This window comes from Bradyrhizobium sp. WSM4872 (assembly GCF_055811715.1).
In genome coordinates, this window is record NZ_JBVVPT010000003.1 from 184,770 (window position 1) to 196,976 (window position 12,207).

General features: G+C 63.6%; 10 protein-coding genes and 1 tRNA gene. 3 read left to right on the forward strand and 8 right to left on the reverse strand.

What is annotated here, in order from left to right; all coding sequences use genetic code 11:
- Nucleotides 1-285: 285 nt before the first annotated feature.
- The 4 genes from clpX to AC0L3C_RS06550 all read right to left on the reverse strand — a co-directional run bounded on the left by clpX (nt 286) and on the right by AC0L3C_RS06550 (nt 4,573).
- Entirely contained in the window at nt 286-1,557 is a 1,272-nt protein-coding gene (gene clpX / locus AC0L3C_RS06535; protein WP_007603503.1) for an ATP-dependent Clp protease ATP-binding subunit ClpX, read from the reverse strand.
- Between the two features lie 440 nt (nt 1,558-1,997).
- Entirely contained in the window at nt 1,998-2,633 is a 636-nt protein-coding gene (locus AC0L3C_RS06540; RefSeq protein WP_473259823.1) for an ATP-dependent Clp protease proteolytic subunit, read from the reverse strand.
- Between the two features lie 320 nt (nt 2,634-2,953).
- Nucleotides 2,954-4,315 (reverse strand): trigger factor, encoded by a 1,362-nt coding sequence (gene tig, locus AC0L3C_RS06545; protein WP_473407475.1) that lies wholly within the window; start codon nt 4,313-4,315, stop codon nt 2,954-2,956.
- Nucleotides 4,316-4,488: 173 nt separating this feature from the next.
- A tRNA-Leu gene (locus tag AC0L3C_RS06550) sits at nt 4,489-4,573 on the reverse strand.
- A 152-nt stretch (nt 4,574-4,725) separates the two neighbouring features.
- On the opposite strand from AC0L3C_RS06550, the gene AC0L3C_RS06555 reads away from it, so the two are divergent.
- The gene (locus AC0L3C_RS06555; RefSeq protein WP_473407476.1) at nt 4,726-6,042 is read left to right on the forward strand and encodes a multicopper oxidase family protein; all 1,317 of its coding nucleotides are present in this window, start codon (nt 4,726-4,728) and stop codon (nt 6,040-6,042) included.
- 1 nt (nt 6,043) lies between these two features.
- Here the strand turns inward: AC0L3C_RS06555 and AC0L3C_RS06560 are convergent, their stop codons facing one another.
- Nucleotides 6,044-6,487, reverse strand: a complete 444-nt coding sequence (locus AC0L3C_RS06560) for a GNAT family N-acetyltransferase (protein ID WP_473279191.1) — start codon at nt 6,485-6,487, stop codon at nt 6,044-6,046.
- Complete coding sequence (locus tag AC0L3C_RS06565; protein ID WP_473407477.1) at nt 6,487-7,986, reverse strand: NAD(P)H-hydrate dehydratase; 1,500 nt, start codon at nt 7,984-7,986, stop codon at nt 6,487-6,489. The genes AC0L3C_RS06560 and AC0L3C_RS06565 overlap by 1 nt, the downstream gene beginning before the upstream one ends.
- Before the next feature lie 381 nt (nt 7,987-8,367).
- Between AC0L3C_RS06565 and AC0L3C_RS06570 the strand changes: the two genes are divergently transcribed.
- Both AC0L3C_RS06570 and glnA read left to right on the forward strand, forming a co-directional pair.
- A complete protein-coding gene (locus AC0L3C_RS06570; RefSeq protein ID WP_007603495.1) occupies nt 8,368-8,706 on the forward strand; it encodes a P-II family nitrogen regulator in 339 nt (112 codons plus the stop codon).
- 149 nt (nt 8,707-8,855) lie between these two features.
- A complete protein-coding gene (gene glnA, locus AC0L3C_RS06575; RefSeq protein WP_007603494.1) occupies nt 8,856-10,265 on the forward strand; it encodes a type I glutamate--ammonia ligase in 1,410 nt (469 codons plus the stop codon).
- A gap of 265 nt (nt 10,266-10,530) precedes the next feature.
- On the opposite strand, the gene AC0L3C_RS06580 is transcribed toward glnA, so the two are convergent.
- The gene (locus AC0L3C_RS06580; RefSeq protein ID WP_027518285.1) at nt 10,531-11,304 is read right to left on the reverse strand and encodes a gamma-glutamyl-gamma-aminobutyrate hydrolase family protein; all 774 of its coding nucleotides are present in this window, start codon (nt 11,302-11,304) and stop codon (nt 10,531-10,533) included.
- A gap of 90 nt (nt 11,305-11,394) precedes the next feature.
- The gene (locus AC0L3C_RS06585; RefSeq protein WP_473407478.1) at nt 11,395-12,099 is read right to left on the reverse strand and encodes a hypothetical protein; all 705 of its coding nucleotides are present in this window, start codon (nt 12,097-12,099) and stop codon (nt 11,395-11,397) included.
- Nucleotides 12,100-12,207 lie beyond the last annotated feature (108 nt).

A 12,207-nucleotide genomic window follows, 5' to 3' on the forward strand; every position in this document is an offset into this window, starting at 1 on the left:
CGCCATGCTCATGCGCAACCGCCACAAGGTGCCGAGGTGATCCGCTAAACCGGTCGGTCCTTTTGAGGTTGGACCGGCCTGCCGGATCGGAACTGAGGCGAATCTTGAAGAGAATTTTTGCTCGCCGCCTACATTAGGTGGCTATCGACTGGGGGGGTGTCAAGTCATTGAAAGACGCGCGCCATCAGGCGCTTACGCACGCGAATAAAGCGACGCAACACCGGCTGCGGAGATACCTTCCGCAGCCTTGCTTGAGGAGACGATTGGAGCGTTCCAGCGCCGAAATCAGGCGCTGGCGTTCTCGACGGCGCGATCGGACCGATCGGCGTAGATGTAGAGCGGACGCGCCGTTCCTTCCACGACTTCGCGGGAAATCACGACTTCTTCCACACCTTCGAGGCCCGGCAGGTCGAACATGGTCTCGAGCAGGATCGCCTCCAGGATCGAGCGCAGTCCGCGCGCACCGGTCTTGCGCTCGATCGCCCTGCGGGCAACCGCGCCAAGCGCCTCGTCGGCGAAGGTCAGCTCGATGTTCTCCATCTCGAACAGCCGCTGGTACTGCTTCACCAGCGCGTTCTTCGGCTCGACCAGGATCTTCTTGAGCGAAGCCTCGTCCAGATCCTCCAGCGTCGCCACGACGGGCAGACGGCCGACGAACTCAGGGATCAGGCCGTACTTCAGGAGATCCTCCGGCTCGACGTGACGGAAGATTTCGCCGGTACGGCGGTCTTCCGGCGCGAGCACCTGAGCGGCGAAACCGATCGAGGTCGACCGACCGCGTGCCGAGATGATCTTTTCGAGGCCCGAGAACGCACCACCGCAGATGAACAGGATGTTGGTGGTGTCCACCTGCAGGAATTCCTGCTGCGGATGCTTGCGGCCGCCCTGCGGCGGGACCGAAGCCACCGTGCCTTCCATGATCTTGAGCAATGCCTGCTGCACGCCCTCACCCGACACGTCGCGCGTGATCGAGGGATTGTCGGACTTGCGGCTGATCTTGTCGATTTCGTCGATATAGACGATGCCGCGCTGGGCACGCTCGACATTGTAGTCGGCGGCCTGGAGCAGCTTCAGGATGATGTTCTCGACGTCCTCGCCGACATAGCCGGCTTCGGTCAGCGTCGTCGCATCCGCCATCGTGAACGGAACGTCCAGGATGCGGGCGAGCGTCTGCGCGAGCAGCGTCTTGCCCGAGCCGGTCGGACCGATCAGCAGGATGTTCGACTTCGCAAGCTCGACGTCGTTGTGCTTGGTCTGGTGGTTGAGGCGCTTGTAGTGATTGTGCACCGCGACCGAGAGGACCTTCTTCGCATGGTTCTGGCCGATCACGTAATCGTCCAGCACCTTGCAGATTTCCTTCGGCGTCGGAATCCCGTCGCGCGACTTCACCAGCGAGGATTTGTTCTCCTCGCGAATGATGTCCATGCAGAGCTCGACGCACTCGTCGCAAATGAAGACCGTGGGACCCGCGATCAGTTTGCGAACTTCGTGCTGGCTCTTGCCGCAGAACGAGCAATACAGCGTGTTCTTGGAGTCGCTCGTGCCGACCTTACTCATTCATGTCTCCGTCCGCGGTTCGATCCCGTCCGCTCGATCGCCCTATTCCGGCACGACAGCCGGTACAGTCCTTCAAATAGAGCAAATTCCGTACCAAAAAAGACCCTACGCGTTGCATGCCGTGCGAATCACGGTCACTCGATTCCCCGCGATCATAGCCGATCAGTCGTAGCGAACCATGCTGTCACCCGACTATCAAGAATTCGCTAATCGGGGGTCGCCGGCTACCCGTGACAATACCGTGATTTCCGGTCTTGGCACGGGCGAAGTGATCGAAATCACCCCGGCGTTGCTGGATTGCCACGAAAAACAAGCACGAAAGCGGAACTTTCTGCCTGTCGCAGGGCGCAAAACTACGTTTTGCGACGCGCGCACGTGTCCTTAACGTGAACGCTCCCTGATGGCGCCGGCGAGCCCGAAGGTTCGCCGCCGCAGTAGTGCTACGGAGTCTTCGGCGCCGCGGTTTCCTCGGCGCGCTTGTCGATGACCTTGTCGACCAGGCCGAACTCCTTGGCGTCGCTCGCGGTCAGGAACTTGTCGCGTTCCAGCGCGTCCTCGATCGCCTTGTAGGTCTGGCCGGTGTGCTTCACGTAGATCTCGTTGAGCCGCTTCTTCAGGTTCAGGATTTCCTGGGCGTGCAGCATGATGTCGGTGGCCTGGCCCTGGAAGCCGCCGGAGGGCTGATGCACCATGATGCGCGCGTTCGGCAGCGAGAAGCGCATGTCCTTCTCGCCGGCGCAGAGCAGCAGCGAGCCCATCGAGGCAGCCTGGCCCGTGCACAGTGTCGAGACCGGCGGACGAATGAACTGCATGGTGTCGTAGATCGCAAGGCCCGACGTCACCACGCCGCCCGGCGAGTTGATGTACATCGAGATTTCCTTCTTCGGATTTTCCGCCTCAAGGAACAACAGCTGCGCGACGATGAGCGTCGACATGCCGTCCTCGACCGGCCCGGTCAGGAAGATGATGCGCTCTTTCAGAAGGCGCGAGAAAATGTCGTAGGCGCGCTCGCCACGGTTGGTCTGCTCGACCACCATGGGCACGAGGTTCATGTAGGTTTCAACCGGATCGCGCATGAGTCACCTAGGTTTTGAAGAGGCGGACATCGCCAGGCCCGGCTGCCAGTCGGAGCTGGATCTGCCGGAAGGCCGATGGACGTCCCGTGATGCAGGAACTTGATAGTAGAAGAGCTTGGTAGAAGCAGAAGGCGTAGCGACAGATATAGCCCAATTCGCGCCTGACAAGTGCGGAGCGAATTAAGGCTTAATCCGTGAGGCAGTTGAAGCTGATTCGTACAAAGAGGCCCAGCCGGCCAACTGGCTAGCTCGACCTCTTCGCTGATCATCCTTAATGCAAGGCTATCCCAAAGGCTCTCCTAAAGGCTCTTCGGGAGCCCTCAGGCGGCGGTCTTTTCCGCCTCGTCGTCCTTGTAGAGATCGTCGCGCGAGACCTTCTTCTCGGTCACCTTGGCAAGCTCGAGGATGAAGTCGACGACCTTGTCCTCATAGATCGGTGCACGAAGCTGGGCCAACGCTTGGGCGTTGCTGCGGTAATAGTCCCAGACCTCCTTCTCGCGGCCCGGCATCGAGCGCGCCCGCTCGATCACGGCGCGGCCGACCTCGTCGTCGGTCACGGAGATCTTGTTCTTCTCGCCGATCTCGGAGAGCACGAGGCCGAGCCGCACGCGGCGGTCGGCGATCTTGCGGTACTCTTCCTTGGCGGCGTCTTCAGTGGTGTCTTCGTCGGCGAAGGTCTTGCCGGCGGAGTCCATCTCGGCCTTCACCGAGTTCCACATCAGATTGAACTCCTCGTCGACCAGCGAGGGCGGGGCTTCGAAGCGATGGGCCTCGTCGAGGCGGTCGAGCAGCGCGCGCTTGACGCGCTGGCGCGTCGCGGTCGCGAACTCGGCGACCAGCCGCTCGCGCGCCGCTTCCTTCAGCTTGTCCAGCGATTCGAGGCCGAGCGTCTTGGCGAACTCGTCGTCGATCGCGAGATCCTGCGGCGCCTCGATCAGCGTCGCGGTGGTCTCGAACTCGGCTGGTTGGCCGGCGAGCTTTTCGTTCATGTAGTTCTTGGGGAACGCCACCTTCAGCGTGCGGGTCTCGCCCGCGCCGATGCCGGTGAGCTGCTCTTCGAAGCCGGGGATGAAGGTGTTGGATCCGATCACCACCTGGATGCCCTCGCCGGCGCCGCCCTCGAAGGCTTCGCCGTTGATGGTGCCCTTGAAGGCGACGGTGACGCGATCACCCGACTCGGCCTTGGCGCCCTCGTCCTTCGCGGCATAGCCGCGGTTCGAATCGGCGATGCGCTTGATCGCCTCGTCGACGTCGGCGTCGGTGACTTCGGCGACGGGCTTCTCGACCTCGAAGGTCTTGAAGTCGGCGAGCGCGATCGACGGCACCACCTCGATCGCAACGGTGTAGGTCAGATCGGTTTTGCCGTTGAGCAGCTCCTCGACCTCGGCCTGCTCGGTCGGCATGGTGATCTTCGGTTCGGTCGCAAGGCGGAAGCCGCGCTCGGAGAACAGCTGCGTGTTGGTGTCGCGGATGGTCTGGTCGATGGTCTCGGCCATCACCGAGCGGCCATAGACCTTCTTGAGGTGCGTGACCGGCACCTTGCCGGGACGGAAGCCGTTGATGCGAACCTTGTCCTTGAGATCGACGAGCTTGGCACCGGCCTTGGCGTCGAGATCAGACGCGGGAACGCTGATCTTGAACTCGCGCTTCAAACCTTCCGAGAGGGTTTCTGTGACCTGCATGGTGTCCAATCTTCTTTTCGTTCGGTCCCGGCGCGCATGCGTCGGGACGCTGTCATTAATCGATCCGGCGCGAGGCGAACGCCTCAACGCCGGTGGTTCATCGGACCGGCTTCCGGCGGACAAACATCCGCGCGGGAGCAGATCGCGTAATCCGTGCAAACGCTGAAAGCGCTTGGTGCGGGCGGAGGGACTCGAACCCCCACAACTTTCGTCACTGGAACCTAAATCCAGCGCGTCTACCAGTTCCGCCACGCCCGCGTAAATTTGCATCAAGACCGGCCGCGATGCCGCGGGCGGCGGGCTTATAGCATGTGCCCGCCTGTTCGCAGCAAAAAAATGGCCCGATAGAGACAGGCTTCAACTAGGCACGACGGCTGGACTTATCCAGCTCGGCGTGGTCCGGATCGGCCATGAAAACGCGGATCTTCGACCCGACGAGGCGCGAGGTTTTGGCCGGACTTGGCGCCGGACTTGGCGCCTCTGCGGCCGGGCTGATGGCGGGCGGCGCAGTCCCGGCCATGACCGCCCAGCTCGCCCTTCAGGCAAGGCCGGCGACGCTGGCTCTGAGGCCGGGGCAGCCGGCTACACCCATCTGGGAGCTGGCCGCCGTAAGCCACCTCGGGGATGTCCGTCTCAAACGTGGCGACCGCTGCGAGGTGGTCTTCCGCAACGGCCTGCCTGTACCGCTTGCACCAGTCTGGTACGGCCTCAACGGCCCGGCCGCCGCCGACCCGCTTCGGGGACGCGCCCCGACGGCCCCGGAAGCGACGGAAACATCAATCGTTTCAGTGCCAAACGCGGGAACCCTGCTGGCCGACTTCCGGCTGTTCGAGGACGGCCTGAAGCAGCCCGCCCGCCCGCTTCCGATCATCGCCACCGAGACCAACGCGGTCGCCGCCGATCGCGACGTGGTGCTCTTGATCGAGGAATGGCGGCTGCGGCCGGATGGGACCGCGCTTACCCCAGGCCGGGACCCGAAGGACACATCCCCGCTCTTTACAATCAACGGAACGACTTCATTCGAACTCTCAGCTTCGACGAATGAGCGGCTGCGGTTGCGCTTTATCAACGGCTCGCAACGTTCTGTTCTGGCGATCAAATTGGAAGGTCACGAGGTCCAGGTGCTGGCCCTGGACGGACAGCCGGCCGAGCCGTTTCCGGCTCGCAACGGCGCGCTGGTGCTGGCTCCCGGCGCACGCGCCGACGCCTTCGTGGATGCGGCCACGTCGGCCCCATTCCTGCTGCATGACGGCAAGGAGGCGCGCCAGGTCGGCCGCCTGACCGTCTCCGGCAAGCTTGAGCGGCGCGCGCCGCTGTCGCCGCCGCAGCCGCTCCCTCCGAATGACCTGCCCGACCGGCTCGATCTGAGGGGCGCCCTGCGATTTGATGTCGCGCTCGGGGCGGCCGACGCCGGGTGGGTACGGCCCGCAAATTTCTCGACGTCCTCCGCCCCCGCCTTTCGCACCAAGGCTGGCCGCACCGTCGTGTTGGCCCTCAAGAACCCCGCACCCGTCGCCACCGTCTTCCATCTCCACGGCCACCATTTCCGGCTGCTCGACAAGCTCGACGACGGCTGGAAGCCCTATTGGCTCGACACGCTCGCGATCGAACCCGGCCAGACCCAGCGCATCGCGTTCGCTGCGGCCTCCCCCGGGCGGTGGCTGATCGAATCCGTCGTAACCGATTGGGCCGCGCCGCGGTTGGTGCGCTGGTACGGGGTGGAGTGAGCTATCGGCCTGGACGCATCCAAAGATAGCAAGCGTCCGGTTCTTTCTCCTCGTTTCGGGTCCCGTTGGTCTGCTCGATCAACGTAAACCCGCGCGCTTCATAGAAGCGCCTTGCGCGCGTATTGCGCTGAAAGGTCCAGAGCTCCAGCCGTTCGCTGGCTTGCTTGGCGACGTCAAGGAGTTCGGTGCCAGTCCCCCGCCCTTGAACAGCAGGAAGCACGTAAAGCTGCTCGATCAAGCCGTCACGGAAAGCGATGATCCCGCTCAGTACATCGGCATCGAAGCGTCCCCACACGCGGCACCTCGCGAACACACGCTCGGGGTAGAACCAGCGATCCTCGTCCGGCGTATGCAGCCCAGCGAGCCTGGGCATCGCATGGTCGAATGCGGCCCGGTGAACCTGCGCCGCCGCGCCCATATCGGTGAGCGCGAGCTGCCTGAGCATTAGTACTCGATCCCCAGCGCATGATAGATTCGTCGGTGCACGGCGGGCAGCGTCTCGGTGAGATCCTCCGCGATCAGGCCCGGCCCCGCCTCGCTCGCCGCTTCGCCATGCATCCACACGGCGATGCTGGCGGCTTCAAACGCCGGGACGCCTTGCGCGAGGAGGCCTGCGATGATGCCGGCGAGCACGTCGCCGGCACCCGCGGTGGCGAGCCAGGGCGGTGCGTTGGCGGCGATGGTGGCGCGGCCGTCGGGCGCGGCAATCGTGGTGTCCGCGCCCTTCAGCAGCACGACCGCGCCTGAGCGCTCGGCGGCGGCGCGCACGCGCTCGATCTTCGAGCGCCCCGGATGTTTATTGCTGAGGTCGGAGAACAGCCGCGGGAACTCGCCCTCGTGCGGCGTCAGCACCACCGCCTTGTCCTGCGACATCTTGATCGATTCGAACAGGCGCTCGGGATTGGCGGCAAAGCTCGTCAGCGCATCCGCGTCGAGCACCAGGCGCCGCTGCGCATTAAGCGCTGTGTGGACGAGATCGCAGGTGCGCTCGCCGACACCCGCGCCCGGACCGATCATGCAGGTGTTGTAGCGCTTGTCACCGAGCAGCTCGCCGAACTCGATGGCGGTATCGACGGGGCGAACCATCACCGCGGTGAGCGCAGCCGCATTGATTGCCAGCGCATCACGCGGTGTGGCCAGAGTCACCAGGCCCGCGCCGGCGCGCAACGCCCCGCGCGCGGCGAGCCGCGCCGCACCGGTCGCGGCCGCATCGCCCGAGACCGCCAGCACATGGCCCCGCGCGTATTTGTGGCCGTCGATGCGCGGCACCGGAAAGGCTGCGCCCCAGAAGTCCGGATCGTTTTCGAATATCTGCGGCGCGATCTCGTCCAGCACCTGCGCGTCGATTCCGATGTCGGCGACACGCACGTGGCCGCAATGCATCCGCCCCGGCAGCAGCAGATGCGCCGGCTTCTTGCGGAAGAAGGTGACTGTCTCGGTGGCGTTCGCCGCCACGCCCAGCACGGCTGCGCTGGTGCCGTTGATGCCGCTCGGCAGGTCAACCGCGAGCACCGGCGCCCCGTTGGCGTTGATTGCCTCGATCATCTCACGCGCCTCGCCCTCGACCGGACGGCTGAGGCCAGCGCCGAACAGCGCATCGACGATCAGCGCCGGTCGCCCGATCGCCTGCGGGTTGAACGGGAGCACCGGGTGTTTCCAGCCCCGCGCGGCCGAGGCCGCATCGCCCTGGAGCTGGTCGCGCTCGCACATCAGGATCACCGAGACCTCGCGGCCTTGCGCGGCGAGCTCGGCGGCTGCGACAAAACCGTCCCCGCCATTGTTGCCGGGGCCGGCCACGATCAGGATCGGCCCCTGCTCCACCAGCGCGTTGGCGGCCTCGGCGACCGCCTGGCCGGCACTGAGCATCAGCTTGAAGCCGGGGGTGCCTGCCGCAATGCTGAGCTGGTCGGCACGCTGCATTTCGGCGTTGGTCAGAACTTCCATGCCACTTCCCTGTCCAAAAGCCTTCTCAACAGGCACGTTCCGCGGCGGCCCATGCAACGGAACAACGATCTGCACAGATATTGAACCGTTTGCCTATTTCGTAGTCTGCGGTATTTTGTGCGGGTCGGCGTCACCTATCAGAGCTGCACGTTAAAAGGCTGATAACGCTCCAATAATCAGGGCATTTGCAACTTGGCATAGACCCTGCTTTCGCGGAAGTCGCTTCGGTTCGTCGTGCTCACTGGCATTTATCAGGGTGTGGCCGGCCGTTGTTGCCGGACTGGTCAGGGATCCCGGCATAGCGAAGACAAGATCGTGCGTCATGAAAAGCGCATCCTGACGAAGACGTTGCTATTTGTTCGAAAGGCCGGGAGGCGCGCAGTGAAGAAAATCGAAGCCATCATCAAGCCATTCAAGCTCGACGAGGTGAAGGAAGCGCTTCAGGAAGTCGGCCTTCAGGGCATCACGGTCACCGAAGCCAAGGGCTTCGGCCGGCAGAAGGGTCACGCCGAGCTGTACCGCGGCGCAGAATACATCGTCGACTTCCTGCCCAAGGTGAAGATCGAGATCGTGATCGGCGACGATCTGGTCGAGCGCGCCATCGACGCAATCCGCCGCGCCGCGCAAACCGGGCGCATCGGCGACGGCAAGATCTTCGTCTCCAACATCGAAGAGGCGATCCGCATCCGAACCGGCGAATCCGGGCTGGACGCTATCTGAGCCGGGTGCTATCCCGCATTTTGCGACATTCTGACAAGAAATAGGCTGCTTCGGCGGCCTCGTTTTGTTTGTGCCTCGCGCGCCTCAAGAAGCGTGAACACGGTCGCTCGAAGTTTGGAAACCGACCCGCAGAGCCAAAAGGGGTATGCATGAAGACCGCCAAAGACGTCCTGAAATCGATCAAGGACAACGACGTCAAATACGTCGACCTGCGCTTCACCGATCCGCGCGGCAAGTGGCAGCACGTCACCTTCGACATCAGCATGATCGATGAGGACATTTTCGCCGAAGGCACGATGTTCGACGGCTCCTCGATCGCCGGCTGGAAGGCGATCAACGAGTCCGACATGTGCCTGATGCCCGATCCGGTGACCGCGACGATCGATCCGTTCTTCGCCGAGACCACCATGGTCATCACCTGCGACGTGCTCGAGCCGACCACCGGCGAGCCCTACAACCGCGATCCCCGCGGCATCGCCAAGAAGGCCGAGGCGATGGTGAAGTCGATGGGCGTTGGCGACACCGTGTTCGTCGGCCCCGAAGCCGAGTTCTTCGTGTTCGACGATGTGCGCTTCTCCGCCAATCCCTACAGCACCGGCTTCCGCCTCGACTCCTCGGAGCTGCCGACCAACTCCGACACCGAATACGAAGGCGGCAATCTCGGCCATCGTGTCCGTACCAAGGGCGGCTACTTCCCGGTGCCGCCGCAGGATTCGGTGCAGGACATGCGCTCGGAGATGCTCGGCGCCATGGCCAAGATGGGCGTCAAGGTCGAGAAGCATCATCACGAAGTCGCCTCCGCCCAGCACGAGCTCGGCATGAAGTTCGACACGCTGACCTTGATGGCCGACCACATGCAGATCTACAAATACTGCATCCACCAGGTCGCGCACATCTACGGCAAGACCGCCACCTTCATGCCGAAGCCGGTCTTCGGCGACAATGGCTCGGGCATGCACGTGCACCAGTCGATCTGGAAGGACGGCAAGCCGGTGTTCGCCGGCAACAAATACGCCGACCTGTCGGAGACCTGCCTCCACTACATCGGCGGCATCATCAAGCACGCCAAGGCGATCAACGCCTTCACCAACCCGTCGACCAACTCCTACAAGCGTCTGGTTCCGGGCTACGAGGCCCCCGTGCTGCTCGCCTATTCCGCGCGCAACCGCTCGGCCTCCTGCCGCATCCCCTACACCGCTTCGCCGAAGGCCAAGCGCGTCGAGGTGCGTTTCCCCGATCCGCTCGCCAATCCCTATCTCGGCTTCGCCGCGATGCTGATGGCCGGCCTCGACGGCATCAAGAACAAGATCGATCCGGGTCCGGCGATGGACAAGGACCTCTACGATCTGCCGAAGGAAGAACTGAAGCAGATCCCGACCGTGTGCGGCAGCTTGCGCGAGGCGCTCGAAAACCTCGACAAGGACCGCGGCTTCCTGAAAAACGGCGGCGTGTTCGACGACGACTTCATCGACGCTTACATCGAGCTGAAGATGACCGAAGTCGCCCGCTTCGAAATGACCCCGCACCCGGTCGAGTTCGAAATGTACTATTCGGGCTAAGCGGCGCGAACGACCGCGACACACGAAAGGCGTCCCTCGGGGCGCCTTTTTTGTTTGCGGTCCTCGACTTTCGTTCTCTGTCTGACTCCACTTCGTTCTCAAAGAACGAATCGGAATCGAGAAAACCGGCGCGCACCATTTCTTGATAGCTGGTTTATTCCGCCCGAGAGATCGAGGTCGCCTCCACGCCGTCACCCGACAGCGACTGGATTTGCTTCGCTGCGCTCACAATGACGATGGTTATAGGCCTCGGTGCGCCCTGCAGCTACGCCGCTGCGCGCTGCTTCGCAACCATGGCCTGACCGAACGCCTCGAACAGCTTGCGATTGATCGGATTGTGCTGCGGATCGTACTCGGCGTGCCATTGCACGCCGAGCGCAAAGGCCTTGGCTTCCGCGATGCGGATCGCCTCGATGGTGCCGTCCTCGGCAATGCCCTCGATCAGCACGCGCTTGCCGGGATCGAGAATGCCCTGGCCGTGCAGCGAATTGACCCTGATCTTGTTACAGCCGAGCAATTCTGCGAACGCGCCGCCCGGCGTCAGATCGACATCATGACGATCGGCGAACACCACTGTCGGGTCGGGGTGGATCTCACCGTTCTCGAGCCTCGGCATGCGATGGTTCATGCGGCCCGGGATCTCGCGGATCTCGGGATGCAGCGAGCCGCCGAAGGCGACGTTCATCTCCTGGAGGCCCCGGCAGATGCCGAACAGCGGGATACCGCGGGCAACGCAGGCGACCGAGAGCGCCAGAGCCACCTCGTCGCGGTGGATGTCGTAGGGCTCGTGCGCCTCACACGGATCGACGTTGAAACGGGTCGGGTGGACGTTGGCCCGGGCGCCGGTGAGCACGATGCCGTCGACGGTATCGAGCAGCGCGCCGATATCGGTGATGTCGGGCGACCCCGCGAACATCACCGGCAGGCCGCCGGACACCTCGGCCACCGCGCGCAGATTACGCTCGCCGACCATCTGGACCTGAAATCGATTTTCAACGCGATGGGCGTTCCCGATCACGCCGACGACCGGCTTTCTCATCTCCCGTTCAGACCTCTCGCCGAAGACGATTCTCCAAACATGCCCTTGGGGTGGAACAAATTCAACAGAAGGGTACGCGGGACGGCAATGCTATTTTCGCGCAAATGCCTCCCGGGCCTCGATCGCGCCGCCGAGGGGCAGGCCGGCGGCCTTCAGCGCGGTCGCCGCCGCGTCTCCCGGCGTGGCCAGCCAGGGCAGTTTCGTCTCGATTCCGCGCGTCACGGACTCCCCGAGCACGCCACCGAAATCAATCGGCCAGAGCCCGTTGGGCACCATTTCGGCGGTAAGGCCGTGGAGTGCATAGCCGTTGCCCAGGACCGCCTCCGCACGGTCGCCGGCGACAAGCCGCGCCGTCGCGGGGTCGAGGGGATCGCCAAAGCTCACCAGCACGGGCATTAGGTCCCCCTGCACCGCGACGACGCCGGTCTGCCGGTTGAGCTCGTTGAACGAGACGCGGTTGCCGCGCGCGGCGCCATATGCGCGGAGCGCGACATAGTTGATGTCGTCGAGATCGAGCTTCGCGCCCTGCTGATGCGCGAGCAATGCCACCACATTCTTTCCCTGGCCGAGTTCGACGAACACAGCCTCGCCGCGCATCGTGGTGCGTCCGCCCCGGCTATAGCCGCGATCGGGCACGACGGACAGAATGCCCGCCCCGGTCTTGATCCCGTCAGGCGTCGTCACCTCGACAGTGAGGCGATATTTGTGACCGGGCCGGTTGATCCGGATCTGGTCGCCGACCACGAGCACGGCGAGAAGGCCGAGCAGACCGGCCCACTTGCTGATGAAACTCAAGCGCCCTCACCTGTTCTTTCCTCATCGCTCTGCACCGTTCACGCGGCAGCGTCAAACCAGCGCGTTGACGCGGTCTTGATCCGGATCGCGTTTATCGAAAGAGTGCGG

Coding starts and splice junctions, on each gene's coding strand:
- AC0L3C_RS06560 (WP_473279191.1), bottom strand. CDS start 6,487: ATGCTCAGGCAGCTCGCGCTCACCGATATGGGCGCGGCGGCGCAGGTT.
- tig (WP_473407475.1), bottom strand. CDS start 4,315: ATGCAGGTCACAGAAACCCTCTCGGAAGGTTTGAAGCGCGAGTTCAAG.
- glnA (WP_007603494.1), top strand. CDS start 8,856: ATGAAGACCGCCAAAGACGTCCTGAAATCGATCAAGGACAACGACGTC.
- clpX (WP_007603503.1), bottom strand. CDS start 1,557: ATGAGTAAGGTCGGCACGAGCGACTCCAAGAACACGCTGTATTGCTCG.
- AC0L3C_RS06565 (WP_473407477.1), bottom strand. CDS start 7,986: ATGGAAGTTCTGACCAACGCCGAAATGCAGCGTGCCGACCAGCTCAGC.
- AC0L3C_RS06540 (WP_473259823.1), bottom strand. CDS start 2,633: ATGCGCGATCCGGTTGAAACCTACATGAACCTCGTGCCCATGGTGGTC.
- AC0L3C_RS06555 (WP_473407476.1), top strand. CDS start 4,726: ATGAAAACGCGGATCTTCGACCCGACGAGGCGCGAGGTTTTGGCCGGA.
- AC0L3C_RS06580 (WP_027518285.1), bottom strand. CDS start 11,304: ATGAGAAAGCCGGTCGTCGGCGTGATCGGGAACGCCCATCGCGTTGAA.